The 26,958-nt window shown below is 39.2% G+C and carries 42 protein-coding genes and 1 pseudogene; all 43 read right to left on the bottom strand.

The window, feature by feature from the left end; translation table 11 throughout:
• Positions 1 to 180: 180 nt before the first annotated feature.
• The gene (dnaE, locus tag M0R80_03530; GenBank protein MCK9458685.1) at positions 181 to 4,167 is read right to left on the bottom strand and encodes a DNA polymerase III subunit alpha; all 3,987 of its coding nucleotides are present in this window, start codon (positions 4,165 to 4,167) and stop codon (positions 181 to 183) included.
• 13 nt (positions 4,168 to 4,180) lie between these two features.
• Complete coding sequence (locus M0R80_03535) at positions 4,181 to 4,951, bottom strand: hypothetical protein (GenBank protein ID MCK9458686.1); 771 nt, start codon at positions 4,949 to 4,951, stop codon at positions 4,181 to 4,183.
• A 30-nt stretch (positions 4,952 to 4,981) separates the two neighbouring features.
• Positions 4,982 to 5,095: a site-specific DNA-methyltransferase gene (locus M0R80_03540; GenBank protein MCK9458687.1), complete on the bottom strand. Its 114-nt coding sequence runs from the start codon at positions 5,093 to 5,095 to the stop codon at positions 4,982 to 4,984.
• A 288-nt stretch (positions 5,096 to 5,383) separates the two neighbouring features.
• Positions 5,384 to 6,985, bottom strand: a pseudogene (locus M0R80_03545) (site-specific DNA-methyltransferase).
• A 2-nt stretch (positions 6,986 to 6,987) separates the two neighbouring features.
• On the bottom strand, positions 6,988 to 7,305 hold the full coding sequence (locus M0R80_03550; GenBank protein ID MCK9458688.1) for a hypothetical protein: 318 nt from the start codon (positions 7,303 to 7,305) through the stop codon (positions 6,988 to 6,990).
• Between the two features lie 319 nt (positions 7,306 to 7,624).
• A complete protein-coding gene (locus M0R80_03555) occupies positions 7,625 to 8,116 on the bottom strand; it encodes a hypothetical protein (GenBank protein MCK9458689.1) in 492 nt (163 codons plus the stop codon).
• 504 nt (positions 8,117 to 8,620) lie between these two features.
• A complete protein-coding gene (locus tag M0R80_03560) occupies positions 8,621 to 8,863 on the bottom strand; it encodes a hypothetical protein (GenBank protein ID MCK9458690.1) in 243 nt (80 codons plus the stop codon).
• Positions 8,864 to 9,262: 399 nt separating this feature from the next.
• Entirely contained in the window at positions 9,263 to 10,540 is a 1,278-nt protein-coding gene (locus tag M0R80_03565; GenBank protein MCK9458691.1) for a hypothetical protein, read from the bottom strand.
• 290 nt (positions 10,541 to 10,830) lie between these two features.
• Positions 10,831 to 11,433 carry an RNA ligase family protein gene (locus tag M0R80_03570; protein ID MCK9458692.1) on the bottom strand — a complete coding sequence of 201 codons (603 nt, stop codon included), beginning with the start codon at positions 11,431 to 11,433 and terminating at the stop codon, positions 10,831 to 10,833.
• 765 nt (positions 11,434 to 12,198) lie between these two features.
• Positions 12,199 to 12,558: a hypothetical protein gene (locus M0R80_03575; protein ID MCK9458693.1), complete on the bottom strand. Its 360-nt coding sequence runs from the start codon at positions 12,556 to 12,558 to the stop codon at positions 12,199 to 12,201.
• Entirely contained in the window at positions 12,555 to 12,752 is a 198-nt protein-coding gene (locus tag M0R80_03580) for a hypothetical protein (protein MCK9458694.1), read from the bottom strand. Before M0R80_03580 ends, M0R80_03575 begins: the two co-directional genes overlap by 4 nt.
• Positions 12,745 to 13,425 (bottom strand): metallophosphoesterase, encoded by a 681-nt coding sequence (locus M0R80_03585; GenBank protein ID MCK9458695.1) that lies wholly within the window; start codon positions 13,423 to 13,425, stop codon positions 12,745 to 12,747. The genes M0R80_03580 and M0R80_03585 overlap by 8 nt, the downstream gene beginning before the upstream one ends.
• Positions 13,412 to 13,660, bottom strand: a complete 249-nt coding sequence (locus tag M0R80_03590; GenBank protein MCK9458696.1) for a hypothetical protein — start codon at positions 13,658 to 13,660, stop codon at positions 13,412 to 13,414. The genes M0R80_03585 and M0R80_03590 overlap by 14 nt, the downstream gene beginning before the upstream one ends.
• Positions 13,657 to 13,959, bottom strand: coding sequence for a hypothetical protein (locus tag M0R80_03595; protein ID MCK9458697.1), 303 nt, complete (start codon positions 13,957 to 13,959; stop codon positions 13,657 to 13,659). Before M0R80_03595 ends, M0R80_03590 begins: the two co-directional genes overlap by 4 nt.
• Positions 13,960 to 14,178: 219 nt before the next feature.
• Entirely contained in the window at positions 14,179 to 14,931 is a 753-nt protein-coding gene (locus M0R80_03600) for a hypothetical protein (GenBank protein MCK9458698.1), read from the bottom strand.
• A 97-nt stretch (positions 14,932 to 15,028) separates the two neighbouring features.
• The gene (locus M0R80_03605; protein MCK9458699.1) at positions 15,029 to 15,202 is read right to left on the bottom strand and encodes a hypothetical protein; all 174 of its coding nucleotides are present in this window, start codon (positions 15,200 to 15,202) and stop codon (positions 15,029 to 15,031) included.
• Between the two features lie 34 nt (positions 15,203 to 15,236).
• A complete protein-coding gene (locus M0R80_03610; protein ID MCK9458700.1) occupies positions 15,237 to 15,422 on the bottom strand; it encodes a hypothetical protein in 186 nt (61 codons plus the stop codon).
• 99 nt (positions 15,423 to 15,521) lie between these two features.
• Positions 15,522 to 16,589 carry a radical SAM protein gene (locus M0R80_03615; protein MCK9458701.1) on the bottom strand — a complete coding sequence of 356 codons (1,068 nt, stop codon included), beginning with the start codon at positions 16,587 to 16,589 and terminating at the stop codon, positions 15,522 to 15,524.
• Positions 16,579 to 16,857 (bottom strand): hypothetical protein, encoded by a 279-nt coding sequence (locus M0R80_03620; GenBank protein MCK9458702.1) that lies wholly within the window; start codon positions 16,855 to 16,857, stop codon positions 16,579 to 16,581. Before M0R80_03620 ends, M0R80_03615 begins: the two co-directional genes overlap by 11 nt.
• Positions 16,858 to 16,952: 95 nt before the next feature.
• Positions 16,953 to 17,132 carry a hypothetical protein gene (locus M0R80_03625; protein MCK9458703.1) on the bottom strand — a complete coding sequence of 60 codons (180 nt, stop codon included), beginning with the start codon at positions 17,130 to 17,132 and terminating at the stop codon, positions 16,953 to 16,955.
• Positions 17,133 to 17,136: 4 nt separating this feature from the next.
• Positions 17,137 to 17,313 (bottom strand): hypothetical protein, encoded by a 177-nt coding sequence (locus M0R80_03630; protein ID MCK9458704.1) that lies wholly within the window; start codon positions 17,311 to 17,313, stop codon positions 17,137 to 17,139.
• On the bottom strand, positions 17,303 to 17,560 hold the full coding sequence (locus M0R80_03635) for a hypothetical protein (protein ID MCK9458705.1): 258 nt from the start codon (positions 17,558 to 17,560) through the stop codon (positions 17,303 to 17,305). The genes M0R80_03630 and M0R80_03635 overlap by 11 nt, the downstream gene beginning before the upstream one ends.
• 2 nt (positions 17,561 to 17,562) lie before the next feature.
• Positions 17,563 to 18,576: an SPASM domain-containing protein gene (locus M0R80_03640; GenBank protein MCK9458706.1), complete on the bottom strand. Its 1,014-nt coding sequence runs from the start codon at positions 18,574 to 18,576 to the stop codon at positions 17,563 to 17,565.
• Between the two features lie 7 nt (positions 18,577 to 18,583).
• The gene (locus M0R80_03645; GenBank protein MCK9458707.1) at positions 18,584 to 18,829 is read right to left on the bottom strand and encodes a hypothetical protein; all 246 of its coding nucleotides are present in this window, start codon (positions 18,827 to 18,829) and stop codon (positions 18,584 to 18,586) included.
• A complete protein-coding gene (locus M0R80_03650) occupies positions 18,826 to 19,203 on the bottom strand; it encodes a hypothetical protein (protein ID MCK9458708.1) in 378 nt (125 codons plus the stop codon). Before M0R80_03650 ends, M0R80_03645 begins: the two co-directional genes overlap by 4 nt.
• Complete coding sequence (locus tag M0R80_03655; GenBank protein ID MCK9458709.1) at positions 19,193 to 19,378, bottom strand: hypothetical protein; 186 nt, start codon at positions 19,376 to 19,378, stop codon at positions 19,193 to 19,195. The genes M0R80_03650 and M0R80_03655 overlap by 11 nt, the downstream gene beginning before the upstream one ends.
• A complete protein-coding gene (locus tag M0R80_03660) occupies positions 19,368 to 19,682 on the bottom strand; it encodes a hypothetical protein (GenBank protein MCK9458710.1) in 315 nt (104 codons plus the stop codon). The genes M0R80_03655 and M0R80_03660 overlap by 11 nt, the downstream gene beginning before the upstream one ends.
• A gap of 13 nt (positions 19,683 to 19,695) precedes the next feature.
• Positions 19,696 to 20,130, bottom strand: coding sequence for a hypothetical protein (locus M0R80_03665; GenBank protein ID MCK9458711.1), 435 nt, complete (start codon positions 20,128 to 20,130; stop codon positions 19,696 to 19,698).
• Positions 20,111 to 20,425: a hypothetical protein gene (locus M0R80_03670; GenBank protein MCK9458712.1), complete on the bottom strand. Its 315-nt coding sequence runs from the start codon at positions 20,423 to 20,425 to the stop codon at positions 20,111 to 20,113. Before M0R80_03670 ends, M0R80_03665 begins: the two co-directional genes overlap by 20 nt.
• Positions 20,422 to 20,610, bottom strand: coding sequence for a hypothetical protein (locus M0R80_03675; GenBank protein ID MCK9458713.1), 189 nt, complete (start codon positions 20,608 to 20,610; stop codon positions 20,422 to 20,424). The genes M0R80_03670 and M0R80_03675 overlap by 4 nt, the downstream gene beginning before the upstream one ends.
• The gene (locus M0R80_03680; GenBank protein MCK9458714.1) at positions 20,607 to 21,071 is read right to left on the bottom strand and encodes a hypothetical protein; all 465 of its coding nucleotides are present in this window, start codon (positions 21,069 to 21,071) and stop codon (positions 20,607 to 20,609) included. Before M0R80_03680 ends, M0R80_03675 begins: the two co-directional genes overlap by 4 nt.
• A 40-nt stretch (positions 21,072 to 21,111) precedes the next feature.
• A complete protein-coding gene (locus M0R80_03685) occupies positions 21,112 to 21,855 on the bottom strand; it encodes a hypothetical protein (GenBank protein ID MCK9458715.1) in 744 nt (247 codons plus the stop codon).
• A 367-nt stretch (positions 21,856 to 22,222) separates the two neighbouring features.
• On the bottom strand, positions 22,223 to 22,390 hold the full coding sequence (locus M0R80_03690) for a hypothetical protein (GenBank protein ID MCK9458716.1): 168 nt from the start codon (positions 22,388 to 22,390) through the stop codon (positions 22,223 to 22,225).
• A 5-nt stretch (positions 22,391 to 22,395) separates the two neighbouring features.
• Entirely contained in the window at positions 22,396 to 22,617 is a 222-nt protein-coding gene (locus M0R80_03695) for a hypothetical protein (GenBank protein MCK9458717.1), read from the bottom strand.
• Positions 22,618 to 22,814: 197 nt separating this feature from the next.
• Positions 22,815 to 23,072, bottom strand: a complete 258-nt coding sequence (locus M0R80_03700; protein ID MCK9458718.1) for a hypothetical protein — start codon at positions 23,070 to 23,072, stop codon at positions 22,815 to 22,817.
• A gap of 3 nt (positions 23,073 to 23,075) precedes the next feature.
• A complete protein-coding gene (locus tag M0R80_03705) occupies positions 23,076 to 23,297 on the bottom strand; it encodes a hypothetical protein (GenBank protein ID MCK9458719.1) in 222 nt (73 codons plus the stop codon).
• Between the two features lies 1 nt (position 23,298).
• Positions 23,299 to 23,511, bottom strand: a complete 213-nt coding sequence (locus M0R80_03710; protein ID MCK9458720.1) for a hypothetical protein — start codon at positions 23,509 to 23,511, stop codon at positions 23,299 to 23,301.
• A 3-nt stretch (positions 23,512 to 23,514) separates the two neighbouring features.
• Entirely contained in the window at positions 23,515 to 23,865 is a 351-nt protein-coding gene (locus M0R80_03715) for a hypothetical protein (GenBank protein MCK9458721.1), read from the bottom strand.
• A 187-nt stretch (positions 23,866 to 24,052) separates the two neighbouring features.
• Positions 24,053 to 24,376 (bottom strand): hypothetical protein, encoded by a 324-nt coding sequence (locus M0R80_03720; GenBank protein MCK9458722.1) that lies wholly within the window; start codon positions 24,374 to 24,376, stop codon positions 24,053 to 24,055.
• On the bottom strand, positions 24,366 to 24,608 hold the full coding sequence (locus tag M0R80_03725) for a hypothetical protein (protein ID MCK9458723.1): 243 nt from the start codon (positions 24,606 to 24,608) through the stop codon (positions 24,366 to 24,368). Before M0R80_03725 ends, M0R80_03720 begins: the two co-directional genes overlap by 11 nt.
• The gene (locus M0R80_03730) at positions 24,605 to 24,796 is read right to left on the bottom strand and encodes a hypothetical protein (GenBank protein MCK9458724.1); all 192 of its coding nucleotides are present in this window, start codon (positions 24,794 to 24,796) and stop codon (positions 24,605 to 24,607) included. Before M0R80_03730 ends, M0R80_03725 begins: the two co-directional genes overlap by 4 nt.
• A complete protein-coding gene (locus M0R80_03735; protein MCK9458725.1) occupies positions 24,793 to 26,487 on the bottom strand; it encodes a DEAD/DEAH box helicase in 1,695 nt (564 codons plus the stop codon). Before M0R80_03735 ends, M0R80_03730 begins: the two co-directional genes overlap by 4 nt.
• On the bottom strand, positions 26,484 to 26,954 hold the full coding sequence (locus tag M0R80_03740; protein MCK9458726.1) for a hypothetical protein: 471 nt from the start codon (positions 26,952 to 26,954) through the stop codon (positions 26,484 to 26,486). The genes M0R80_03735 and M0R80_03740 overlap by 4 nt, the downstream gene beginning before the upstream one ends.
• Between the last annotated feature and the right edge of the window lie 4 nt (positions 26,955 to 26,958).

A 26,958-nucleotide genomic window follows, 5' to 3' on the forward strand; every position in this document is an offset into this window, starting at 1 on the left:
CGTCCTATTTGGCAAATAGAGAGGTGGTCCGCATTAGGGAAGCGTGCGGTACGTTCTTGTAGCTTCTGGTGCTGCTGCATGTTCTAATGCCCTCTAGTCAATACTTGCGACGTGTTAGCCATTAACACGTACCTAGTTTACCTAGATTATCAACTCAACAATTGCTTGCAAACAATATATTTATTCTCCATTCCAAAACGTACCCTTTGCGGTCGCATTCCACTTTCCTCTAATAATCGATCCATACATAGGCAACAATCCTCCGCGGCTCATCATGGCTCCGTAGGTTATCTGACCTACATTATCCACGCATTCTATTGAGGAGAATGCGTTTCCAGCCTTGCTGGTCCCATAACTTATATTTGTTATCAAGAACTCTTTGGCCCCTAGTGTATCGAATCCACCTTCCAATCCTCTCAGTACATTCTTAGACATTTCATCTTCTACATTACCCATCCATAGTATTTGTAACTTTCCCTCTCTAACTTCTATATGGCCTCTGTTCATGTAATAGGGATTTAAACAAAACACCAAGGGATTCTTTTGTTCTCCCTTAACTATCGTGTCCACAATCTCTTTATGTCTCCTCGCAACTACCGCAGACAAATTTAATGTAACTCTCGACGTGCCGTCCTCAAAATTCAAAACATACGAAGTGTTCCCATTACTACTAAACGCCTTATGATCATAAACCCATCCAACAGACAATATTGCTTTGTTTTCTACGGACTCAGACTTTAAGTAGTTTAAAGGCTTCCTATGTAAATCATATTGAGTTTTTGGCAGTTCATCATACGATCTAGGCCAGGGCAAGGACTTTCTGAGCCTAAACATCTTTTCCTCCTCAGACCAGTCGTCGCTTGTATTCGGTTCTGTAGACCACCTCCACAGCGTATTCCTAGTGAGTTCCTTTCCCCCTAATAATTGTTTGCGATTCTTCTCTACTGAATCTAAATAACCGACCTCTACGAGCGTTTGGTAAACATTCTTTTTAATTTTCTTTATCTTATCAAAGTCATCTCCAGCCGCCAAGACCTTTTTGATTTCTTCAGGTCCGATTCCTTTGACTTTGTTTAATCCTAAGTAAATAATATTTTTGTCTTTATTGAACGTAGTTAATTCTGATGGAGATTCTACGCTTGGAGGTTTGATTTCTACTCCAGAATCCATCGCTTCTTTTACAAAGGATAAAGACTGAGTTTCATCGGATTCTACGTTAATTAGAGAGGCATAGAAAGCTAGGGGATAATATAATTTTAACCATGCTGTCCAGTATCCTAGCATAGAATATTCAATAGAATGTGCTTCGTTGAAACTATAGCGTCCAAATTCAAGAATTTTGTTGAATAAATTATCAAATTGTGGTTTTGTGAAGCCATTTGATAACGCGCCCCGGAGCATTTTATCTTCACTTTCTTTAAGCGCTTCTCGACCCTTTGACTTTGCCACCAGCTTCATTTCCCGCTCACTTTCCACCAAAGAGAAATTTCCAATTTGATGGTAGATTTGCATAATCTGTTCTTGATAACAAATAATTCCATAGGTGTCCTTCGTGATCGACTCAAGTGTTGGATGATCGTAGTTCCACTCTTTTCCTCCCTTTCGATCTACATAATCAAATGACATCCCAGAGTTAAGAGGTCCTGGACGACACAAAGCATTCACGGCTACTAAGTCATTAAACTTGTCGGGATTTAGCTTCCTCAAATAGTCTGTCACTAATTGAGAACCAAATTGGAATATTCCAGCGGTTTTACTTGACTTAAGAAGTTCAAATATTTTAGGATCAGCATAATCCTCTGGTAAAACATCCCATTCTAATCCAGAGGATTTTAACGCTCCGTCGATGACATCTAGGACGGAGATTCCTAGGACATCGAACTTGATTATACCCAAACTTTCCAACATATCCTTTTCAAAACTTGCGGCGAGGCAATTTTTGATATCTCCTTTGTCATATATTTCTGTTGGGATAGTGCTTTCTAGATCCTTACAAATTACTACTCCTGCGGCATGAAGTCCTACGTGTCTAATTTTGCCTTTGAGTTTTATAGATGCATCTATTACTTGGGGGTACTTTTTCGCGAACTCTGCGGCGGTTTCTGAAGTAAGAATTATATCTTCGATTTTAAGGTTCTCTGCGGTCTTAGTGGAGAGTTCTTTGTTGAATTTATTTACCTCGGAAAGGGGAACGTCATAAATTCTGGCTACATCCTTAATTGCGGATTTATCAGACCACTCGTTAAACGTCATAATATAGGACACGTTGGTTGGTCCATATTTGAGCCTGAGACTTCCAATTATACTTCCCCTTTTCTCGGCGCTGAAATCCATATCAATATCAGGAGTCCGTGTAGGTGAAAGGAATCTCTCCCATAAAGTATTAAATCTTAGTGGATCGACTCGTGTAATTTTTAATAAATATGCAAGTAGAGAACCGCCAACCGATCCTCTTCCTGGACCCCTTGGAATATTATGGGAATCTGCGTAGTCTGTCATATGCATAACTTTATCAAAATAATTAAAAAATTTTCTAGATGTAAGGAGATCTATTTCTTTTGTTATTCTTTCGTTTACTATTTGTGGATCATATCCGTTCTTTTTGGTATAACCTTCAACATCTATTCTATCTAAAATCTTTTGTCGGGCTTTCTCTTCATTTCCAGGCAAAGTATCCCCTAGATTTGACGGTAATTCAAAAGTGCATTTGCTAGCTACCTCTAAAGTATTAGCAAATAACTCTTCTCTTATGGGGTATATTTTTGGGTGATTCGATTTCAACAAGGACTCTATTTGGTCGCAAGTTAAATTACAAAATGTGTCATCAGAGAACCCAATTTTATCTGTAATCTTTTTTCTCCATTCGTTCGCTTTTACGAGATCGTGATAATGTTTATCCTCTGGAGAGTTGTAGTGGGAGTCGGTAGTGATTATTGGTTTAATATTATACTTTCTTGCTATATTAATTATATATTCATTAAATCTTATTTGTTCCTCCATTCGATTCGGCATTAGTTCCATATAAAGATCTTCTCCGAACGCCGCTTGAAGTTTTTGTATTATAGGCTCAGGATCATCTCCTCTTTTCCATCTTTGGGCTACCGTTCCACTAATACATGCGGTGCTACAAATTAAACCTTCTGAATGCTTACAAACTTCGTCTAGAGGAATCTTTTGGAATACTTTATTGAAAACTTTATGGACATGTTCTTTTGCAATCGTATGTAATTTTAGTAGATTCTTATATCCAATCTCGTTTTTAACAAGAAGAACGAGATGACTTTGTTTTTTCTCAGATTCCTCTATATAGGCTTCTAGTCCAATAATGGGTTTAATTCCTTTTTTCTTCAGGGCATTTTGAAAGTAAGGGAGACCGGAAAGAGATCCGTGATCTGTTATGGCACACGCTTTGAAGCCTTTCTGCGACAAATCTTCTGCTAATTCATCTTCTGTACGGAAAACATCTCCCACAGATCCGTGTTCAGTGTGTACGTGCAAAGGCGCATATCTTTGCATTCCCAACGGAAAAGGTTTGGTTGACTGAGGTCCATTCGGAATTGGAGATCTCAGAGGACTTGGAAGGGGATCGGTTATTGATTGTTCTGCTGGAGCTTCAATACGTGTCGATCCATCTTCAAGAAAAAAGTTTACACGCTCGAAGGATTTCACGTAATCCTCAATTTTTACAGCTCCGCGCAGGCAGTAAGACGGATGATATAATCCGACAAACCTTCTGCCGCTATCGTCTTTTAGGGTTTGTCCAATCGCTTCCGAGATTTTTTTGGCAGGGAAGAAGAAGTTTAGAGCGGTAGCTCCGAGGCACACGATGAGTTCTGGATTTAGCAATTCTAACTGTTGCTCCAGCCAGGGCTTGCACGCGGCGATCTCTTCTGACGTTGGTTTTCTGTTTTCTGGCGGGCGGCATTTTAAAATATTGAGAATGCAAAAATCTTTAATCCCATTTTCCGATATGCAGCGATCCAGTAACATTCCAGAGCGGCCCACAAATGGCTTCCCTGCGGCGTCTTCGGCCTCACCCGGAGCTTCCCCCAAAATTACTATTTTCGGAGTCTGCGAACCGCGTCCGACGACAACGTTTTTTCTTGATTCGCAGAGTCCACATTTTTTACACGATTTGATTTCTTGAGATAGAATTTTTAGATCCAACTTAAATCATCACCTAAATAATTTTTCCTTCGCTTTCACTAAATCGGTTGCAATTATCGTTAAAACATTCTAGAGAATATGTTTCTTTTAATTCTTTGGGCCACCCCATTTTATTCCATTTGGATAATAATTTGGTTGAATCCGTTTCCCCATTGCGCCTCATTTCAGCCCCATTATGTCCTATATGTCCAACACAAAGATGTATTAAACTTTGATCGCCACAGACTCTACAAGGACCAAAGAATTCATAGGCCGCTTTCCAAAGTTTTATTTGGCGTTTTTGAGACAAAGATATCTCCGACTTTGATAAATTAAAATACCCGCGCCGCTTCACTCCGCAATTGCAATTGTAATCCAAAACCCGCAATCTCCTTCTAATTTCGGTTTCTTCGGGCCAAACCGTTTTATTCCAATATTGAATCATCCCGTAAACGTAGTTTTCCCCATAAACTTCTCTGTCGTGTTTAGAGTCATTGTTTATGTGGTCGAAGGTTAAATACTTTTTGTTTGATTCTCCGCACATAACACATTCATAACCCAATATATCGAATAGCTTATTTCTTAGCTTTTCGTTGTATTTTCTTTGATACTCAATTATTGATTTATGATTTTGGGATCTATATTCTTCTTCTTTTCCCCTGGTCTTGTCATAGTTTATCCATCGATTTATTGTCCCAACAGCGCAATTGCATTCTATCGCTATTTGTCTCTGGCTTTTTCCTAGTCGCATTTGTTTGTCCAACCAATCTTTATTTTTATATGGTTTTGCTCCGCTAAGTAACAAATAAAGTCCTCCCAAAAAAGTTATAGCTAGTTAAATAGAATTAATCCGTTCTTCCGCCATTTTACAATAATCTGCGTTCAGATCTATCCCCACGAAATCCCGGCCCAACTTCTTGGAAACCACGCCTACAGTCCCACTTCCCATAAATGGATCTAATATCAAGCAAGGTTCAGGATCTCCCCAGGCGCAGTCCAGAATACATGAGCAGGTCTGTTGCCATCCTACGGTTTTAGATTCTGCGGGAGATAGCATAGTTCCACTAGCTTGAGTCCTTCCAAATTCTCCCATTTGCGCCATTCTATCTGTCTTTCGAATAACCATTGGTTTCTTAAGAAGAATTCTCTTGTATGGAGCATTACATGCGGGACAGCAACCTTTTTCGGAAGTGGACGATTTGATAGGATTTAGAAGTAATTCTTCACAAAATGTCGCAAAATGCGCCGACTTAAAGGGCTTCGTTACAAGGGTCCAAACCGAACGGAGGTTGCGCTTACTGGTACAATATTGACTGAGACGCCCACGAGACGTTTGTCCATTTGGCGTATTTTCTCTTGCAGAGCCAGATAGTTTGCCCGTCGTGTAATTCCCTGATTTTCCCGGTCTAGTGTCTTCTGGATTTTTGCGTCCTTCCTTCACCGCCTCTCCATCATAAAAATACTTCTTACTTTTCGTGAACATAAACAAGTATTCATGACTTTTTGATGGGCGATCAACTACCGACTCAGGCATTGAATTCCCCACATATAATCCCAGGTTCTCAATGAGTGCTTCTATTTTATTTTGATCAATTCCAATTTCTATGCCAGCATTATAGATCTGAGAAGTCAGTTCTTTTTGTCCACTCACTCCCTTGGCCCAGATAATGTCTGACCGGAGCCACCAGCCGTCGTCTCTAAGAGCGAAAGCTACGAGCCAGGGAATTCCGATGAGATCTTTGGGTTTAATAGATATATTTATATAGTTTGTGGTATTATATGGCTGAATATATGGAAGGTTCAACCATGACGAAACAAGCGAATAGTATCTGGAAATGCATCGAATGTGGTCGCACAGTTCCTCGAAGGACGAAAAGGTGTCCCGAGTGTCACAAGGCGTTTCTAAAGATCCGACCGACTTACGTTCGAACTCCCGAGCACAAACGGCTAATGAGCGAAGTAACGACAGGAAAACCAAAAGCGTATCCTTCGGCTTCAACTCGCCCAGAAGTGGCGGAACGTATTCGTTTGGCTTGGACTCCTGAAATGAAAGAATCTGCTCGATTGCGGGGATTAGCGTTTGCGCTCGATCCAAACTGGCGTTTAATGATTGCCGAATCTGTTTCCGGAGAGAAAAATCCTCGATGGGAAGATGGTCGGGCAGTTTTACCTTATTCACCAGGTTTTGCTGGCAAAGTAAGGCAACTTGTTCATGAGCGAGACGGAGAGTGTTGTCAGAAATGTGGTTCCACCAAAAATTTATGCGTTCACCACATGGACTTTCAGAAAAATGATCACGATCTGGGAAACTTGGTTCTCCTCTGTCGGAAGTGTCACACGGGAACGCATTTAGAGCATAAGAACGGTCATGTTTAGACCTCCCGTTTGTTCTGTTAACTCCGCCCGTGTTTTTATGATTGCTATACCCCGCGCCGCAATAAGAATCTCCTAAATTTAAAAATAGGATTCCGTCGTCTCTCAGAGTCCTTTTTACCTCTCTAAATACTTCTACGAGATTAGTCACGTATTCGTCTGGCGTAGCCTCTAATCCGAGTTGAAAATCCTCATATGTGGCTCCACACTTAGAACATGTTGGGGATGGGAACTCGGACGGATAACTATTTGTTGTGTTTTTAGCATTGGGTCCAGATCCACCTCTCCCGTTCCTCGCTGGAATTGTATCGTGAACGCAATCTTGCGATCCTCCGATCCATTTTCCGGTATTGTACGATCTTAAGCCAAAAAATGGCGGACTCGTTATGCAACATTGAAACACTTTGTCTGGAAAAGTCTTTAAAACGTCCAAAGAATTGCCACAATAAATTTTATTTCGCTCCATACTCATCTCTTCTCCAAATTTAGCCTTTTAGCTTTATGATATACAGAATGGTCCTTTCTCCCTAGATGTTCCCCTATCTCTCCCGCTGTCATTGTGAGATAATTATTTTTCAAATAATCTATATCTTCAGGAGACCAACTAGAGTTTCTTTTTCTCCGAAGTCCTAAACTACTTGCCTTTAGTATTATTCCTTCCTTTTTCCTCCCCAGCACAAAACTCATTTCTTCCCAAGAGGTCGTAGCGTAACTTCTTTTAAGATATTCTATATCTTCCGAACTAAAATGTTTTAAATACTCTAAATTAGTTCCATTCAGTCCCAATTCATCAATTCTTTTTTCAATTTGAGATTCCGATCGGCCCCAGAGTTTATTTTGAATAGAGTTTCTTTTAACTCCTCTAACAGGGATCTTTCCATAAAATTCTTTTAAGATATCGTCTTCTTCTGTCGTAAACTTGTCGGGTATAAAAATCTCTCCTAATATTCGGTCTTTCAGACCTCATCTACCATATCTAGTCGTCAGAATCCTTTCTAGGGCCACCGCAATTCTTACTAATGAATCACAATTCTCCCTCATCATGCAACTTTCTTTTTTCGGAATATAGGCCATACATTTTCCCAGAATACATTCATCGTTTATTTTAGGACAAAACACCAAGAAATTCAGCCTCCTCTTTTGTTAAATCGATCTGTTGATCAAGAAGTGATTTTGATTTATTTGCTAGTTCTATTCCATGTTTACATTCCTTAATAAACCTTTCGACCGCTCTAATAGGAGAAATGTATGTGGGATGATCCCAAGGGAAGCGAACAAAGAATTTATCGGCCTCATATTTATAATATATACAAAGGTAAGGATCTTTTATTTCGGTTTTCCATAACCGAATATTTATTCCGCTTTGCTTCAGGAGTTTTAAAACTTTCAGCGCCTTTCCCGCGTTTAAAATATCGTTGTTTATATTTTGAATTATACATAGATGATTTCTTGGAAGAATCTCGCTGTAATTTTCTTCTATCTTAAACTCAAGGGTATCCAATATTTCTATAGATTTTTGGATCAACTCTCGTCGAGGAATGGTCTTTTCAATATCTGTAAACGGAGGAGTTTTCTTAAAAAGAGAGAATAGGAACATTTATATTTCCTCCAATCTTTCCATGTAATATTTCTCTTCTTCCGGAGGAACAAATTCGTTATTTAAAAACGGACTAATCAGATCAGACAGTTCCTCTCTTGTTAGCGCATGTACAATTATGTTCCTTTTTTCGCACCCATTTGCCGTACAAGTAGTTCTGGATTTTCCTCCAATGTACCATTGCAACCCACTACATTTCGGACACTTTATAAGTCTCGGACGATTACCCAGAGGCTCGATCTCGATGGGTGTCACGGTAGATTTACACTTAGAACACGCTGTCTTTTCACTACCTTGATACCAAGTCCTCCAAAACCAAGGTTCTTGACATTTGGGGCATTGTACGGATTTTGGCATCGGGAGCAAAATAGGATTATTAGGAATAAACATTTAAATCTCCTATCCCAGGCGGGCCGTTACGTCTCGAACAAAACCATTCCACCACGAATTCCAAGGAACCATCAGAAGCCTTCTGAGAGTTCCAATTTGAGAATGAGAAAGCATCTACTCCCCTATCCCCGCATAAACATTCAATTCCTGAGCAATTGCCTTCCGCGCCTTATTAACGTCTCTCTTTCCTCCGCCGACAAGCTCGAGGTAACCTTCAATAGCGACGATCTTCTGAGCAATATCCTTATCGGATTCAGAAGCGGTCATTTCCTGTGCTTTATCATACAACGCCTGAGAAGTATTTCTCAACTTCTCGGCACATGCCTTAATTTCATCGATAAATTGTTGGTCTAACATGTTTTATTCTCCGTTATCTGTATTAATTTAAGGTAAATTTGGTCGAGTTCTATGATTATAGCAAGTACGCCGAAAAATATCATATATTTAATGTTCCCTATATAACATTCAACCGCGAATAACAAAAACGTCAAAAGGGATATCCAAGAAATAATCGGTATCAAATACTTGTTAATATTCGTCTTATCAATTAGCATTTTTTTTATTCTCCCTCAAATCCCATAAATTTTCTCCAACCCTCTGGACCGAAAAACTCTTCATCATCTAACGAATTCAGGGATTGAATAATTAGCTTAAGATACTTTTTTACCGCAAATTCGGTCATGTCGTCTACGATAGAAACAGATAACATAAAGACTCCTAAAAATAAGACCTCGGATTCTGAAACGAATCCTACGGTTACCACGCATCCGCAGTGTTTTCCGCTGCGGTAGGCTCTTCATTAATCTTTATCGGCTCGCTAGGCATCCCAGAAGAGATATCCTTTATGGCGTACACCCTAATTCCGGGAGTATCTCTTTCCTTGTTTATAAACACCTTTCCGATTACCTGTACGATTCCAGCGAGGTTTCCTTTTGGACCTGTTACAGAGTCAAATATAGCCGCATCTCCGATAATATTAATGGAATTAGCACTCATATCTGAAATCGTAGTGTATCCGATCTTAGTTCCCTTCTCTGGATTCTGCTTAACTTCTACAATTGCGTCCCCAAACATTGGCTGCAATTTCACAAACTTACCTGCGAAATTACGAACTCCATTTAGATCCGCCAGGATCTCGCACGCCATACTGTCATCTATTGTGATCTTCTCATTGGAAGTGTTTGGCTTACTATTAAGGTTCCAGTATGGCCCGTTTTCTCTAAGAACTCCCTTGTACGTGGCCCCAAAATCCACCTTATGGGCCATCCACTCATCGAATATTGTAGAAACAGTCCGAACCTCGGTAGTTCCGTTTGAGTTTAAAACGAGAATCTCCATCGAACGAGACATAAGAGGCTCTGCGGAGATCTGACCATCCCTAGTCTTCTTGTAGAGAGGCTCTTTTACGATCTTTCCATCTTCTCCCTTTGTAACCTGTCCATCTGCGTCCTTTACGTTTCTCATTACGGGTTTGGGCTCATATGCTACTAGGATTTTAAATGGAGATCCCTGAGCGATTGCGGGAACCGTAAAAGTCCTTTCGGTTGTACCGATATCATTGATCCCATAGTTTGTATACCCATCCCTAATAGACTTATTAAGCTTACCTCTATAAAATCCCGGCCTAAAAGACTTGTTGTTCCAATGGGTAACCCGAATCCTTACACATCCTTCGGTCTGCGCCTCGCTGTGGAACATATCGGTATTGTTTCCAACTGGCACAATAATATATAGATTGGAAAACGCCTTGTTATTCTTGGTGAGCTTGGCATCGTCCTGTTGCTCCAAGTAGAACAAAACCTCTGTATCTCCCTTGGAAGCCGCCTTCTCACAAGAAATAACCTGATTAATAGCCATCTCTTCTACAGAAAGAACTTTTGCAACTCCTCCAACATTCAGATTAAAGGGCTTTGTACCCGCGTCCTTTAAAACCTTAAATTTTGCCGCATACTTATCCTTAAACGTATCTATAGCGAGTCCTGTAGCTTCAACGCCCTTGTTTAGGGCGGCTTCTATATTAAATTTCTCTGTCATGAATTTATGCTCCTCTTGTTTGATACCATTACAATGGATTGCTAGAATAAATAGTTTCTGGTAGGCGTTTCAGCCTACCATCATAGCACGCCGTCTTTCAGGCGTGCGTACCGAGTGACTCCGCAGAGTCCGAGGTGATATTTATACCGTCTCCAACAACAAATTAGCCGCAAACATCGAAAAAGATGCAGCTATTATCCTTTCCGTATACGAGTTTTCCCTATTAATTGAAATATCTAATCCAACATAAATTACAATAATAAATATAAATCTAACCACGAATTTCTCTATCATAACCACCTCTCCAATCCAAGATTCCACACCTCTTCATGGTCTCCTAAATACTGACCAATTTTCTTTTCCTTTCTAACATATTTCGCCATGAAATCAAGCTTTCCTTCCCTTTCGACTCTATAAACACAACCCTCAGCGAGTTCCAGCGCTCCATGATGACCAAACTCACCAAGTAAAATGTCCGCCTCTTGAGTAGTTATCGGACCTCCCTCATGGAGAACATAAGGTCTGGGGAAGAAGGACGGGACAATCGAATTAAAAACATCTAATGTTTTAGCTCCGCCAGGACCTAATAGATCAAACGCTACGAAAGGTTCATGTTGTAATTCATATTTTGTTCCATGAGCCTGCGCCATCCACTCTCCACATAATCTTTGATTATTTTCTAAGAATTCAAATTCGTCCTGATTCTTATAGAACCAGTCAGAAAACAATCTATGCTGCTTAAATTTAGACGTATTTGCTTGCCAGCCTTTTCGTGTTACTGGTGTTAATATTCCATCAATTCGTGCGCCAGCACAGCTCGATCCGTCGCATTTCTCCTGTAGAATTATTTTGTCCTTCTTGTCGCGCAGTTTACGAGTACAAATTCTGTCCATTCCCTCATTTACAAAGAAATCTCCTTTCTCAGCGTGAGATCCTAGTAGGTGAGGAATTCGGTGATAGGCTTTTCTGCCTAGTGCTTTTGTGAGAATTTGGGATCACCTATGTAAAAAGAGCGGTATTAGAATAAATAGTTATCGGAAAGTATGCAAAAAAAGACCTTGGTCTTTGGCGAGGCCAAGAAGCCACTAAGAAATTGATATATATAACAATCATCCTCGCTAAATAGGGAGAGATGTCCCAAGGGCGCGAATTATAGGCCCGCGAGGAGACATAAACGGACCGCCGTAGGTTTCATTTTTTCAGAAACAGAGGCACGGAGGGAAGAATGGAGACGAATTTCCCTTGGGACGTTTTGAATTATTGTTCTAATGGTATTTATAGATTACGGTCAATCTTGGTTTGTGTACGAAGCTAAGGCTTGTTCCGCTAAGAATTCTCCAAACAAACCCTCCATTACCTCTTCGTAACCCCAATTCCACAAGAAATAATATGTGTCGCCCTCGAAGCGTTTTAGTTGAGCTAATTCACGTTTCCATTCTTGCCTTCTCTTGACCCTCATGCGCCAATCTTTCCAACCCCTCATTCGACCCCAAGCGGCATAGGGATGGTATCCGATCCAAGTGGGCCAAAGAAGGTCGTTCGCGATAGGATCTATTAAATCTTCTGCTTTTAATTTCTGCGAAGAAATCCAACCACAGTATCCGGGACCGCCAATTATAGGGCGTTTGTTATAAATCCTTCTGGTTCTGGTCAAAGTTTTACTCTCCCACAATCGACTCCACGCATTCCTTCAGCATTTCCCAACATTCCTCTTTCGATACTTCGCGATTTATACTCATTCCCCGCCCCAAATATTTATACCAAGAAACTTCAATATCTTTGTATTTGAAATTAAATAGCTGATTATTTTCCTCATTCCAGTCGTGGGCGTTAACCTCAAAAATAGAATTATGCCATCGCGCACCAGTGTTTCTAAATGGATTTCCGTTAGAGATTTTCTTATTGTAAAAAAACTGAGCAAGATATTCTAATGCCGCAGCTATATGATCAGGACACTCAAATTTTTGTGGTTCCTGACCATAAAAGATTTGCCCCAATTCGGGCTCATATTCTTTCATCTAAACACTCCCAATAAAATCGCTCCACCAATGGCCATCGTTACTCCAAGAACTATCATACCAAGATCTATGATAAAACAAATATGTTTAAACGTTTCTGGAAAAATTCTGGCCAACTTAGGATCAAATTCGGCTGGCTCATATTCGGTCCTTTTATCGGATGCCTCACGAGGCCTTCTTCCCATTTTATCCACCCTTCCATTCATAACATTCGCTATAGAGATCTCGTTTCTCATTCGAATCAAAAATCTCAACTACCCCATCTTTTATAACTGCATACCTAAATCTTCCAGAATCAAATCCTACTTTACAATACGGATCAATCATATAGAAATCTTTTATGGGACGACACCATGAAGGAGGTGTATGCCCCACTACCTGCACTATTTCAGGGTGAGGATTAACTCCTTCTCCAGGCCGGAACCACAAAATGTTATCTCCAGACCATAAGTTAACCAATGGAGTTCTATTTAGAGTTTCTTTGATAAGACCCACATCATTTTGCCTACTAAAATATACATCAGATAGTCCCGCATGAGTAATTAATACGCCATCATGTACCGCAGCCATTTTAAATTCGTTCTGGATTTTAATAATTTTTTCTTGTTCCTCATAATTTATCATATTCTGAGGCCAGATCTGTTTATTTAATATAATGGCAGCGTCATGATTCCCAATTAAAAGTTCTGCGTTATTTCTTTGTAGGATATCTATACATTCTAACGCTGAATATCCAATATCAACCAGATCTCCACAAAATACAAGTCTATCTGTATTTTTGTCATATCTAGAATGTTTTAAAACATTAGTAATAAGGTGAGGGCTTCCATGCGCGTCGGAGCAAATTATACATCTAATAGTAATCATCCTCATATTCATTATATGGCGGGTCTAACCAGTCTAAATAATCATACCACATTTCTACCGCGTAACCCATCGGGTCTTTAATTATCTCGGTCCAATTAATATCTCCATCTCTGTTTTTAATTTCAGTCTCCTTAAACCTCCTCAAATTCTCCTTCCTGTGGCTCAAATATTGTTTTACTTTCCAAGAAAAACAATCTGGACAGGCATCGAACCTGTCGAAACGGGAACGGATCATGGATATTCTCTTCTGTAGAACTTCATCACTTCGAGTTGAAATTTTTCCATTAATTCATCTTTTATTGTCGGATATCGATCGACCTCTTTCCATAATTCCTCCAACATCTCTTCTTTGACGCGATCTCTTTCTAAATAATAGCTAACATCTATTTTCTGGAGATCATCAATTAATTGTCGGATTGCTTGAAAATCCAAAGATATACTGTTTTCTTCTCCTGCGTCTATAATTACTTTTTCTCCCAAATAAGGTCCGTAATTGTGAATATAGACCTTTGCTGCACCAAAATCCTCGGTCACCAATATGTATAACCCCTATCTTTTGTTACTGTAAAAATCTCTCCAAACTTCTTAAAATATTGTCGCTCGCGAATCCTAAACGCTTTGTTCTCTGCGCGACGCCATTTAGCTGGTGCGTGATGAGACCAGTATTTTGTATTCTTTATTGTATGAGACATAATTCGAACCGATTATTTCTAGATCTGGAATCTGGCGCATCTGCCTTGTCCCCAAAAATTTTTAAAGAGGGTTCGGCACCCTCGTACTATATACCTTCTTTAGAGGTTTAATATCAGATGACTCTTCTTTATTGAACGCGATTCTTAAATATATAGATGTCGCAGGTTCTGTGTACTCCAGTGCGTCCACCTCATTAAACTTTTGGTTGCTTTTCCCAGAGAGTCCAGTTCCTCCGCTGATTAAACTGCGAGAGGCATAGGAACAGTTATCGGAGGAAAATTTGGCGTCACTAGATGTTACCGCGGAAGATCCACCACTATTCGTCTCACAAGAGAAAGATGATACCGTATCCCAATCCGAGACTGCATAGGCGTAAACTCTGGGCGGATTCCAAGGTTTTTCTGGGGTTTTTGTGATATAAGGCCAAGGATCTACGACAATTGGATGTTGAATTATAGGAACACATATCTTATTCCCAGGTCTAAATACCGCGCGAATTAATCCCATAGATTTGTTATGGTCAATCTTCGCGATTTTAGCCTCTTCTGAATCAATTCTATAGGCAGTAAATCTTTGATTAGAATGCTCTGGCCTTTCAAGGATCATGCTTTGCCCACTCTCGATTCTGTAGATACCGCAGAATTCATCGTCGATATAGATTTCTACATCACAGGGTTTTCCATGACCGTCCTCTTTGTGATGATTAGAAAGTTTTAAAGAATACTGTTGTCTGTGCCGCATTATTACATAGCTCTCCGAAGTTTCACTTAAACACTCGGGAACTTTTACTGAAAATCCATTGAGACTTGCCATTTAAAACTCACATCCATATTACATCCGCTTGGGATGAGGATATCTTAAATATGAGATCGATACTATTTATATTTATTGGTCATCAGTATATTTTCAATCACAGAAGTTCCTCGATTAGCATATCTATAAAATCGTTGTCATGCCGATCGTTATAGCGAAAACATAATGCCCATCCAGCACTCACACGTTCCCAGGATTCATCTAATTTTCCTAAATCGGTAAGATGTTCCAGCGCAAAATGAACATCCGTTTTACTCAATCCAGTCTGCACTACTAAATTAGAAAAATATGGAAGATAGCAGTACCTACATGCAACCGCAACCTTTAGATTTCTTGACAAAAGGTTCCATCTTTCTTGGTTGAAGCATTTCATTTAGATTCCCACCACCGACCTTCAACGCCACACGCGCCATCAAGGCGACACGAAATCCAACCACCAAGGAGAGACGACCTTTGGGTGCTGCAATAGTTATATCTTCTTTCTTCTTCAAACCCAGTCTGTTTATTTATATTTTTCTTGTTTTGAGGAGCGCGACATTCAGCAAATTCTCCTGGATTTTTACACCATCTACATTCTTTGCAAAGTTTTATCATTTCCACACCTCCGATTCCCAACAACTAAGTGCCGCTATATTCCAATCTGTAACTCCGTAAGACATCACATTACCGCCAAAGCAACCTCCATAGGAATCTCGCGGCTTGCGCTTAGTAGAAGAAGTTACTTCTTCAAAAATCTTTTGGACCTCTTCTGTCGTTAATTTTATCTCTTCCTTTTCTTCTGGGGTTATCTGTGGTTTAGGATGTTGACCGTGCTTTACTTTCTCTATGGGTGCAATAGTCGGCGTACATTCATCTATTTTGGGATACGAAACACAATTCCTACAGGACTTCGACCAACCAGATCCGAACCTTATGTCTCTGAACTCGGTTTCCCATATATCTTTTAAAGACCTCTTAAATAAATTCCCTTGAACCGATATGCTTCCTGATGTTCTTTCGCTCAGACAAGGAATTACGTCTCCATCCACCGTAATCCCACATGAAACAATTCCTGCGGAGCATTTATGTTCATCCTGTAGATTATCTGCTAGGATGTATTTTACGCCCTCTAATTCGCGAATTTTCTTTCTCAAGTAAGAAATCCCTTCAGAACTTAACATAAACTCCGATCCCGTAGTTAACTGAATCTGCCAAGATCTAAACGATTTAGCAATCTCGGCTAACGCATCGAATTCCCAAATGTTATGAGTTCCGAAATTTGTAACCATAACAATCTTGTTGTGTGGAATTTTCGGAAGATACATTGGGTATAAATGGTCTCTTGGGGTGTTCACAGATAACCCAATTATGGTAAACTTTTCCAGTAGTTCTTTACTATGAGCAAAAAATGTACCATTTGTAATAATTCTTACGTCGCAGTTGTAAGACTTTAAAACATCAACTACTCTATTCAATTTATTGGACGAAAGCCCTCCGGGTTCTCCTCCACTTAGGGTGACTACATCGACTCCGTAGGAGCCAATTTCGTGCGCGATATGAATCATATGTTCCAAAGTCGGATGGTCTTCCCTCAAAACATCCTTCGAACCACAGTATTTACAACCTTTGTTACATCTAAGTGTAATTTCCCATATTATGTCCTTTAATTTAAGACTCATTTTCTCGTATCTCCTCTCTAATTTTACTTATTTCGTCCCAATGTCTTGATATAAGCCCCGCCATGTATTCTCTGGTTTCCATGTCAGAGAAAACCTCTAAGTCATTAAAATCTCGAAGTACTATATCCTTTATCTCCTGCCTCTCTAATAAACTTTTCTCTGCTTCCGGCACCGATCTTCCTATTCCATAGTTACCCGGACTATCCGTGTCAAAGGCATAGTATTTTTTATCCTTATCCTTCCAGGGTTTAATACATTTTATGGGCATATCTCTCCTATCGCAAACTATTTAAATCATTAAAATAATATGGGTTTAATGGTCTAGTGGGTGGATAGATCTAGAATTGATAGTCTCCCGATATACTAGACCCTCACCTCTTCAATCTCGTTTCCAAGGAACCACTCTATTTTATCCTTAACTTTTAGGATCATCAGCCTGATTTTCCAATCCATCGGTTCGTTCTCTTGTTCCTCTAAATATTTAAGAGCATTTTCTAGGAGAGATAAACCATTATCTGTAATCCTATATTCTTTATCTTCCATAATATTAAACCTCTTTCTTATTGATATCAAATTTAGTTTTCACCCATTCAAATAATTCGTCTCGATCTTCTGAAGACAAACCTCCAACATACAAACTCATATGTATATAGTGCTTACCTTCATTGTGAATATCTTCTCCAGATGTCCACGTAAATCCTCCAGGTTTTATTTTATCTACCACTTAAACCATACTCCTTAATATCCTGTATCAAATCTACAAGTTTTTCATATTTAGATAATATCGCGATTCCCGCAAGGGATACGTTCGGGTCCCAAGATTCTTCTGCCTTCTTAATGGTCTCATAAAGATCTTTCTGGACCAGTTCTAAATAGACGCGATCTACGGGAGGCTTGGTGGGATAGGTGTGGGTGTGACTTGTTTTAAGGTAGTACTCCTCGTCAAACTGCCCATTCATGTAGGGTTCCACGGTTACACCTCATATATCGGACAAACTCTTTCGTTCGCAATCAGTACTTTTCTAAACCATTTAAACTCTTCGCCGTACCATACGTCCTGTAACAGTCCATCACATTTAAGAAGATTTTCTTCGTTTAATCTCCCTTCGCAGAAACTACAGGGCAATACGTCTCCTCTTACGTTTATATACGCACTAAACAGCGTAGACTCACACGGCTCAATACTCTGTTTCATCTGTTTCTTTATGATGTCGTATTTCGGATGTCTGTCCAAATACCGGAGAAACCGACCAGATGAGCAACTGTCGAACCCGAACCTGATCCAGTTATCGAGGCAATAACTTACTAGCGTATTAAACCTCTCTTGGCTCATCCGGGTGTAACCTTCTCCCCGGCCTTTCTTTTTAAGGGAAAGAAATACGATGGCATTTAAATCTTTGAGTCTAGGATCTGTTTCAATATCGTGGACGGTTTCTAGACAATTCGCGTAGGTCTCCTCCGCTACCAATTGGTGGATATTAACTTGTTTTAATCCTGCGGCAACCAATTTCTCGACAGCAGAGTAGCAAACATTTTTGTCGTCATATCTTGAAACGGCTATGGCTCCACAAACCTCCGCTAATTTAAAAACCCAGGCATCGGTTAATCCCCAGCCATTTATGGTAACGTTTGGTACTACATTATGATCTCTGCAATACCAAAATATTTCCAATAAGTCGGGATTCGCGTTCAGATCTCCAAGTCCAAAGGCAATTTGCAAAACTGAATTTGGCAATTTGTGGAATATGTTCCTGAAAGTCTCAAGACTCATATTCTCTCCAATACCTGTATTTGATTTATAGCAGTGAGAACATGGTTTTCCATTTATCCCATGACAGATGGTGGAGACCTCACAATCTATGAGTTCTGGCCCTATCGGTGAAAACTGAGGATCATCGTTCTTGTCTAGGCCCCATCTACTAAACTTTCCCGTAATATCATCAAAATCGTAGTTGTATGATGGTGTACGGACGGATTTAATGGACATTCGCGACCTACCTCGCTATTGTAAACTCATTGGTCAACTCAATTAATCTTTGATCCTTTAATTCTCTGGCACGTATTTTAATATTGATTAATGTATTTATTAACCTTGACACCATTTCATGATTAATCTCATACATCTCACATCCAGTACCAAATTCCTCTGTTTCTAAATACAATGGTTCTTCCTCATCTCTAAATTTTACAACAAAACTGGAAGAACTACTATTAGATACGAATCCGTCTCTAGTCTTCATGTTTTTATATACTCCTTCAATTCCGCATACGTCTTAAATTTTTCTTTAATCTCATCCTGCGCTATGTTGTAACTTACATTTCTAGATTTGAATATGTATTTTAAAACTTCTTCAGAGTCAAAAGCCAGAAGATTACATACGGGACACAAAGTAGATGGAACTTCTCCTTCCCATTCGTCTTTATCTTTTATTTCGTTTATTAAAACTTTAATTTCTGAGGACAAACAAAATTCATGGAATAAATGCTCGTTTTCACATCCAACCATATCAAAATCGGAGGGTCCTACCTCGAATCCCGCTTCTTCTTCACCACATATTGCGCACACAAACGAACTTGAACTTGAGTTCGACACAAATCCCAATCTAACTATCATAAATATTTCCCTCTTTAAAATCTTTTATGATTTTGGCTTCAACCATTTTGTTTAACATTTCTTCCAGTTTTTCTCTTTCTTCCTCGTATACTTCTAAGGATATTTCTACTCCTTTATATTTTACTATAAAAGAGGACGAACTAGAATTACTCACAAATCCTTGTCTAACCTTCATTATTGCAAATCTCCTCGATAATCTCGTCTACAGTTTTACCAGACTTCTTTAGCAGGTACTCCTTTAAAGAGTTTGCGCTTGCTCGGCAGAGTGGACAAAACTTCGACGCAACTCTTTGTGGATCAGGTTTTGTTTTCTTGAAAGAGAAATGTTCTCTACAAAGTAAGTGTCCTTTTTCGCACCTTAATAGATCTCCCATCGATGGTATCTCATCCCAATCCCATCCTTCTTCCATCTTTCCGCAAAGATTGCAGATAAAAGAACAGGAAGAAGAATTACTTACGAACCCAACTCTTTCTTTCATATTCGCTCCGCTTTCACCTATTATAAAAGTCAAATCTCCACTTAAATCTCTTGGACTCTCCGCCGTCGCGAAGGATATAATCGTAAATTTCTCCCAAGAGAGTTCCCTGCTCATCTCCGAACTGGACAGAATTTTCTCCTGGCGCGAGAGCTTTGGTCTTTTTCGGGGACCAATACATTCCTCTGGATTCTTCTAGTTCTTTTGCCTCTTGGCACATAAGAGAGATTACGTCTTCGAGAGTCTTGAGATTTATCTTCTCGTCCTTATGACTTTTCCGAAATTCTTTTCCCACAATTGGAGAATATTCTTCCTCATATTTCTTTATAAGACGTGAGTTTTCTTTTACGAACTCACAAAGATGGAGTCTCTCTTTAGTTTTATTCTCAATAATAAAACTGGTGGAGCTACTATTAGACACAAATCCAGATCTAGTAATCACGGCGATCACCTATGTATATCCTTCCGATTTCTATGGTTTTTAATTCTAAGTTTTCTAACCGAGTCAACGAAGATTCGAATTTATCATCCGATTCGCTGGTTATTGTAATCCGGACCTCTTTTAGATTCCCTCTGGCGTCATACTCTTCTAACCCATGCTCCTCAAATCTATTTGCCACCTTTTCAATCCAATTGGTCATCTCCTCTTTGAACCTGTTTATTAAATCAAATTTATCCGTTCCCTTTCCACTGATTATAAAGGAAGAAGATGACGAATTTGATACAAATCCAGATCTAGTAATCATTTTCTATTCTCCCAACCCATCAAGAATCCAAATACAGCAACAAAAACTATTCCTAATCCGAAACTCCAAGGTCTAAGATCAAATAATCCGTTAGGAGACGGAATTGCATCTCCTAGATAAATAACCCTTAAAATTAGGAATCCTACGACACCTATAATTAAGGCGACGACTTCGTTATTTTTCATCTTCCCTCCCATAACATATCAATAGCAACAGCATATTTCTTTCTCATTCTGTCCGCCGTCTCTGGCGGAAGTCCTCTCATTCGGCAGTCGCTTGAATTGTGCGCCACGTCTTCCCACTTTACGTTAACCGCTATTTTACCTGCGGCGAGGACTCTCTTAAGGTAGTCCACATACGGCTCGTTTTTAATATGAGTAAGAGCTACTAACGCACTCACTTCCTCTTCTGTCATATCTATTCTGTCTGTGATATCAGAGATGGTTATCTGCGGGCAATCTTCGAGTACATCATGAAGGACCGCAATCACTCTTTCGGGTTCGGTTTTCATTTGGAGCATTACATATAACGGATGAAGTATATAAGGAAGTCCAACTTTATCTAACTGCCCCACATGGCCCGCAACAGCGATCATAATCGCAATATCAAGTCTTGATGTTCCTTCGACGGGTTCTATTCTCGGCATACCTACACCTTGTCTCTACTACTATTTAATCCTGGCGGCACTAATATCTCATCACGTAAGGCAATCTTTTCTCAACAATTCCTTTTGCCGATTCTACGTCCCCTCTATAGATATGTAACGAATCGTTTTTATCTAATAATCTATATATTTTACAGTTGTTGGGTCCATACACGTATTTATTCATCATCCAGGTAATCGCGATTAGATTAGGTTGCCACGCATTAAATAGATCCCGAGACCTCCAATCTAAATGAAGATCCGCGAAGTTAACTTCGTTTTCCTCTCCGATCCAGCGGGACCATATGCGCTGCATGCAGGGTGAAGCGTTATTTACAACATCCGCTTCTGGCTCCCATGTAATCGCCTGAGACCTGTTAGAGGCAATCCTATTGTTTATCTGATCTTCTAGTTGGTCTCTTAATACTTTTAGTTGGTCTACGGTTTTATTTTCGCTTTTATATTGAACTATCCTTTCTATGTACAAATATGTAAACTTCTTTTCTTCGGGCCAATCGTTATATCCAGCGAGAAAATCAACATCAAATTCTCGTTTATATTGGTCAATAGATTTAAAAGAAAAATCTGGATGTAAAACTCCATTAGACATCTGATCTATAGCATTTCCCGTTAATTCTATTACTTGACAGGAGTCTTTTATATATTTAGGTTCCTCCACAGAACCGAATATAACATCCGTATTTGATTTTAAGACATTATTTATTGCGGTTAACCACGCTACATTAAAATCTCCCGATTTTACCATATACATTTTAGATAGCTTCATCCCATTCCTCATATTTAATAATAATTTTATTGATTTCTTCTTGCGTCCAAGGCGGTCTCTTGTATAATGAATCTACCAATATTACATCTTTTTCTCTAAAAATTGAAACAATCAGATTGTTTAGAATCAACTTGTGAGAAACAGACATTTTACACCTCTCTTTTGGTTCACCCCACAAAAGAAATAGACGAATTAAAAAGACTTAAGACGAATGACATAGCAATAAATATAAAAATTAAATACATGCTAAGGGCAAATACGTCAGCGCAAAATTCTCTTTTATTCGGAACTAATATACCCGCAATAAAACTTATGGAAGCGGACCCAGTAAACCATAGAGCCATTTTAATGCAAGAAAGTTCTAGAATCATCCGAATAACACTCCCATAAGCATTTCAAACAACCCTGTAACTATAAAAATCGCAGCAACAGCAACAGCGACGAGAAAATTAGACCTTTGGTGTAAAAATATTGAAATCACATTAAAAATCATCCCAATCACTATTTGGATCATCCCAATCAAAACAAGATTCATATTAATTACCTCCTTATCATTTCCGATCTTTCAATCATCTTTCTTTCGCCAGAAGAAATCCATCTCTCAATTCCATAATACAGAGAAATTTTACCTAAATCGGCATCAATATCTTCTTGAGTCCAAGGTTTATTCATATAAATAGAATCTATTAAAATACCGACCTCATCACAAATTGAGATAACCATGTGGGAGGGAAATGTATCGCACACCGCAAGTATGGTCATGGCGCACGCTCCACCACTTTTAACCACTCTTTGGGATAAAATAAATATTGATTAGTATCTAGGACTTTAATGTATACGTCCTTCGAGTTCGGAGTTAAAATGTTGTTAACTCTAGCCCGCTTCCCTGCCAGACTATTTCCATCGAAATCTTCTCCTTTAATTATGAGAACTATATCGCAAACTTGGAAGGACATGGATTATGCTCCATATTTTGACAATTCGTCATCAATTGTCATTAAATCTCTCGCAATTGAAGATCTCTTTTGGAGAAGTTCCGATACCTCTTCAATGAAAAGGTATTCTCCTTTATCGAATATTTTTATTTTGCCTTTTTTCTCCTTTTTATTACTTCCATAAGATGTAATTATAAGAGTCGCATATTCGGCATCAGATCTAGATTTTAACCAACGGACCAGAACAAAATAGGGAAGAATCTTCCATAGAGAGCGATACAATTTTCACTCCTCCCCGTCGTCGTCATTCTCATAATACTCTTTATCGAAGTCTTTTGAATAAATTCCAGGCGACGCCATAATATCTCGTTCCTCGTCTACAAAATAAAATTGAATACCGACAAACTGCCATTTTCCGGGCATCACCCCTTCGGTTTGGCTCTTGAAAGACTCATACAATTCTTCTACGGTGATTCCTTTTCGCAGACGTTCCATGATTTCTTTCATGTTAGTACTTCCTTAACGCCGACAGCGCCCGCGAGAGGTCCATAGAAGCCCTTCTAACCGCACCAGATTCTTTGGGGCAGGACGGAATATGTGTATATTCCTTTTCTCCAACAAAATACCTTACCGTTATTTTCTGTTCGTTCTGGAGTTCTTTTACCCGATCTAAGAATCTTTTAGCCTCTTCGACCGCCGTTTTTAGTTTCTTTTCATCCATAAATTAATCTCCTCTTAAATACTTCTCTCTATCTTCCGTCACCATCCAAGAAAAATCATCCTTGATAATTCCAGAATCTACTTTAGACTTATAGCCATTAAAATTAGGATCTCTGCACCCGTGATCGCTCATCTCAAAGGAGAAATTTGTATTAGCGCATCCCGATCTACTTCTTATTTCATTCCAGATGGATTTATCAAGGATAAAACCTCTAATAATTTCAAAAAATGATTCAAAATCAATATTAAGTTTAGCCGCCTCCCTCATATAACAAAGATGATACTCCCCATTTTTATTAGTAGCGATCTCCTTCGCCATTTTATCGATAAACCAACTTCGGATTTCTTTGGACATACCCTCTCCCTCCTCAATTACTACAAAAATGTCTTATGTGTGAACTGCAACGTTCGGCAAATACCGAAAATAATTCTCCGGCTTCTCTATTTATTACGTGTCCACATACGGGACACTTAAATTTAGAAAGGTCTTCTATGTAGTGCCACACATCTAACGCCATATTAAAGAATATGTGGGATTAGTATTAATAGTTTGCGAGGCAATTACTACAACCAATTATATCGCCTTCGAAAGACAACATATCAATCCTTTTGCACATCGGACACTCTTCTTCAACCCAAGAATAACATCCAATCTTTAAGCCTTCTAAAGGCTCAACAACGTGGCCTTCTTTGAATCTTGTAACATCTACGTCTCGCTGCCACAGAACCCTTATATCTATCCAATCGTAGAGGTCTAGCCCCGATTTCCAAGCTAACTTCTTGGCATCTCTCGCGGTCTTAGCGACAATAGAAAACCCCTCACATTCGTCCGGATCGGGTTTAACGAAATAACACTTAAGGGTCATTAAACACCACGTTCTGTAGTTGAAATTTAGGTTCCGTCCTGGTTATTACCAAGATCCCATTATATCTCTTCAAATCAGATTTAATTAAGATATTTGTATAATCTCGCAAGTCTAGTCTCATATCTTTTGGGTAGTCTCTTGGTATGTAGGAAATGTAGTCTCCCTCTGAGATTAATTCTTTTAACTCCTTTGGTGCATTGTTGAAGTTCCAAAATTGGATGAATTCTTTCATAGCTTTTTCTCCCTTATTTGATTATGCGAGTCCATTAACACTTTAGAGTGAGGTTCCCCATCGGGACCTAATAGAGTAAAAACTTCTCCACACGCCAGACTTTCTAGGTTAACCTCGGATATATTTTCTCCCCATTTTAGGGTTCTTGCGTTATCAAAATAATATTTCGGATTATAACCTTCGTTCATCTCATCACCTCCCTCGCTAATACTCTTTCTGATAACTTCTCCTTCTTTTCGAGGATTTTATTTATGCGGGCCTCGATTACACTGTTACTGTTTAATTCATAAAAAGTCATAGGGTGAAGTTGGCCGCGCCTATCGATTCTTCCTCGGAGCTGCTCCATACGGCTAAATGTCCATGAAGAATTTATAACAATCATTGATGAACAAAATTGAAGATTTAAACCTTCCTGGGCTTTTTCTGAAGCTAAGAGAATCCTAGTATCTCCTCTGAACTTCTCAAGTTCGTCTTCAGTGTCATAACTCCCGGCAACCATAGCGCAGTCCTCATTTGTAAGACACCTTTTTACGAGTTCCAGAGCTTTTACATAGGTTGAAAATACAATGATTTTTTCTCTGCCCGATTCTTCCAAAATATCTTTTACCTCTAGAAGTCTTGGTGTTAATTCTATGTCTTCTGGTTTAATTTTGCCTTCTAATAGTTCTTGAACTTTGCTTGGAATATATTCAATAGACTCATTGCTATTCCCCTCGATCTGACTCCACAAGTCTAGACCTCTCGGTGCGTCCAAAACCGCTATCGGGAGGAGCGATGGGCTTATGAGATTTTCGCGGCTATACGTGAAGTATTTAAGAACATTATTTGGGTCCTCTTTTGCCAGTTCCAAGAGTCTTTTTTCTATTCGTTTCTGCTCCTTGGAGAGTTCTACGGTTCTTGTAATTATTGAAGTTGGTGGCAAATTTAATACTTCGCGTTTTTCTTTCCGGATCATAAGGGGTTTAATAAGTTCTCGGAACTCGTCTACATTACGTTCTCCCCGGATTTGCCAGTAAGATCTCCCGTTAGAACCTTGTCTTAGTTCTCTGACAAGGAACATTTCTGCAAATTTTTCATAAGACGGGATAAAGCCCGGACTAACTATATTTAATATTGTATAAAATTCTCCTAAATTATTATCAATTGGTTGTCCCGTTAAACCTATACAAGAGAACGTCTTGCTTCTTAGATCTATGCAGGCTTTTGTTCTCTTGGACTCCCTGTTTTTTATACGCATAACTTCGTCAAATATTAATAATCCATTCCTGTTTAAATACAATTTAGCTTTATCAAGATCTGTTTTTTGTCTCATTAAGTCATAAGAGCAGATAACATATTGGCACTCTTTTGCGAGTTTCCACTGCTTCTCTCTTTTCTCTCTTGATCCATCGATTACTATTCTACTTGGATCTAGATTATTAAACTTTTTTAATTCTTCATACCACTGGCCTCTTAATGAAGCGGGGCAAACAACAAGATTTCTTTGTCCCAAGTAATCTGCATACCCTATTGCGGTCGGTGTCTTGCCGAGGCCTATTGATAGGGCTATTACGCAAGATTGGGCATTTTTAGTAAACTCCAAAGCCTCTTTTTGATAGTCAAGTAACATTTCATATTTAAAATTGTCTTCAAAAATTCTAATGGGTCTAAACGCTGTTTTTTGATTGTATTCCTCTAATACAGCTTTTGAAGGTTGTATCCCAAAAGACTCCAACACTTTAATTACGTGAGGTTGAAACTCTCCTCCGCGAGCCCAGAAATGACCCAATGGATTGAATGTGAATCCTAATACAGATAATTTATTTCGTAGAGAGGTAGAGCTATCTGTAAGGACAGCTAAAACTCTCTCTTTGAAGCCTTGAGGCGTTCCAAATTTCATTTCCACGGTACGAACCCCAATATACCCATATACGTATATCCAATTAACCCATCTGGATTAGTAGTAATAATGTGGTCTCCAATGCCTTCTCCACCATAATCTTCTCCACTTACAAGTTGAGTAGTTCTATAGAATTTATATAATGCTCGCGTTCCGCTCATGTGAGTGGCATATACCCACATCTCAGGCTCAGTTGCATTAACCCAACATTTACTATTAAGTAATTCTTTTAGACTATCCGTACTCGTTACAAATGTATTATCATAGTTCTCTGTAAAAGGAGCAACTACGTGATACAGTCGCACCATCCCTGGTTCCCACGACGAGTATACTTCGCAGACCGGTTTAACCGAATATAAATGATTTCCTATATGGGTGGTTGTTTCAGTTATTTCAACCGTCGTCTGCGTGCCATCGACCATGTTCATCATAAAAATGAACACAAGCGCTCCAATTATTTTCCTCATGGTA

This window comes from Pseudomonadota bacterium, from assembly GCA_023229365.1.
GTDB lineage: Bacteria > Myxococcota_A > Polyangia > JAAYKL01 > JAAYKL01 > JALNZK01.

Bases quoted from the DNA above. Each gene is read 5' to 3' on its own strand.
- M0R80_03695 (MCK9458717.1), bottom strand. From the start codon at position 22,617: ATGACCATACTTGCGGTGTGCGATACATTTCCCTCCCACATGGTTATC.
- M0R80_03565 (MCK9458691.1), bottom strand. From the start codon at position 10,540: ATGACAGAGAAATTTAATATAGAAGCCGCCCTAAACAAGGGCGTTGAA.
- M0R80_03640 (MCK9458706.1), bottom strand. From the start codon at position 18,576: ATGTCCATTAAATCCGTCCGTACACCATCATACAACTACGATTTTGAT.
- M0R80_03735 (MCK9458725.1), bottom strand. From the start codon at position 26,487: ATGAAATTTGGAACGCCTCAAGGCTTCAAAGAGAGAGTTTTAGCTGTC.
- M0R80_03690 (MCK9458716.1), bottom strand. From the start codon at position 22,390: ATGAATCTTGTTTTGATTGGGATGATCCAAATAGTGATTGGGATGATT.
- M0R80_03710 (MCK9458720.1), bottom strand. From the start codon at position 23,511: ATGGATGAAAAGAAACTAAAAACGGCGGTCGAAGAGGCTAAAAGATTC.
- M0R80_03615 (MCK9458701.1), bottom strand. From the start codon at position 16,589: ATGAGTCTTAAATTAAAGGACATAATATGGGAAATTACACTTAGATGT.
- M0R80_03680 (MCK9458714.1), bottom strand. From the start codon at position 21,071: ATGCCGAGAATAGAACCCGTCGAAGGAACATCAAGACTTGATATTGCG.
- M0R80_03645 (MCK9458707.1), bottom strand. From the start codon at position 18,829: ATGAAGACTAGAGACGGATTCGTATCTAATAGTAGTTCTTCCAGTTTT.
- M0R80_03715 (MCK9458721.1), bottom strand. From the start codon at position 23,865: ATGTCCAAAGAAATCCGAAGTTGGTTTATCGATAAAATGGCGAAGGAG.
- M0R80_03555 (MCK9458689.1), bottom strand. From the start codon at position 8,116: ATGTTCCTATTCTCTCTTTTTAAGAAAACTCCTCCGTTTACAGATATT.
- M0R80_03570 (MCK9458692.1), bottom strand. From the start codon at position 11,433: ATGGACAGAATTTGTACTCGTAAACTGCGCGACAAGAAGGACAAAATA.
- M0R80_03560 (MCK9458690.1), bottom strand. From the start codon at position 8,863: ATGTTAGACCAACAATTTATCGATGAAATTAAGGCATGTGCCGAGAAG.
- M0R80_03650 (MCK9458708.1), bottom strand. From the start codon at position 19,203: ATGATAGTTAGATTGGGATTTGTGTCGAACTCAAGTTCAAGTTCGTTT.
- M0R80_03740 (MCK9458726.1), bottom strand. From the start codon at position 26,954: ATGAGGAAAATAATTGGAGCGCTTGTGTTCATTTTTATGATGAACATG.
- M0R80_03660 (MCK9458710.1), bottom strand. From the start codon at position 19,682: ATGAAAGAAAGAGTTGGGTTCGTAAGTAATTCTTCTTCCTGTTCTTTT.
- M0R80_03675 (MCK9458713.1), bottom strand. From the start codon at position 20,610: ATGAAAAATAACGAAGTCGTCGCCTTAATTATAGGTGTCGTAGGATTC.
- M0R80_03705 (MCK9458719.1), bottom strand. From the start codon at position 23,297: ATGAAAGAAATCATGGAACGTCTGCGAAAAGGAATCACCGTAGAAGAA.
- M0R80_03620 (MCK9458702.1), bottom strand. From the start codon at position 16,857: ATGCCCATAAAATGTATTAAACCCTGGAAGGATAAGGATAAAAAATAC.
- M0R80_03575 (MCK9458693.1), bottom strand. From the start codon at position 12,558: ATGAAAGAATATGAGCCCGAATTGGGGCAAATCTTTTATGGTCAGGAA.
- M0R80_03670 (MCK9458712.1), bottom strand. From the start codon at position 20,425: ATGATTACTAGATCTGGATTTGTATCAAATTCGTCATCTTCTTCCTTT.
- M0R80_03725 (MCK9458723.1), bottom strand. From the start codon at position 24,608: ATGAAAGAATTCATCCAATTTTGGAACTTCAACAATGCACCAAAGGAG.
- M0R80_03590 (MCK9458696.1), bottom strand. From the start codon at position 13,660: ATGATCCGTTCCCGTTTCGACAGGTTCGATGCCTGTCCAGATTGTTTT.
- M0R80_03685 (MCK9458715.1), bottom strand. From the start codon at position 21,855: ATGAAGCTATCTAAAATGTATATGGTAAAATCGGGAGATTTTAATGTA.
- M0R80_03600 (MCK9458698.1), bottom strand. From the start codon at position 14,931: ATGGCAAGTCTCAATGGATTTTCAGTAAAAGTTCCCGAGTGTTTAAGT.
- M0R80_03585 (MCK9458695.1), bottom strand. From the start codon at position 13,425: ATGATTACTATTAGATGTATAATTTGCTCCGACGCGCATGGAAGCCCT.
- M0R80_03730 (MCK9458724.1), bottom strand. From the start codon at position 24,796: ATGAACGAAGGTTATAATCCGAAATATTATTTTGATAACGCAAGAACC.
- M0R80_03655 (MCK9458709.1), bottom strand. From the start codon at position 19,378: ATGAAGGTTAGACAAGGATTTGTGAGTAATTCTAGTTCGTCCTCTTTT.
- M0R80_03720 (MCK9458722.1), bottom strand. From the start codon at position 24,376: ATGACCCTTAAGTGTTATTTCGTTAAACCCGATCCGGACGAATGTGAG.
- M0R80_03625 (MCK9458703.1), bottom strand. From the start codon at position 17,132: ATGGAAGATAAAGAATATAGGATTACAGATAATGGTTTATCTCTCCTA.
- M0R80_03540 (MCK9458687.1), bottom strand. From the start codon at position 5,095: ATGGGAAGTGGGACTGTAGGCGTGGTTTCCAAGAAGTTGGGCCGGGAT.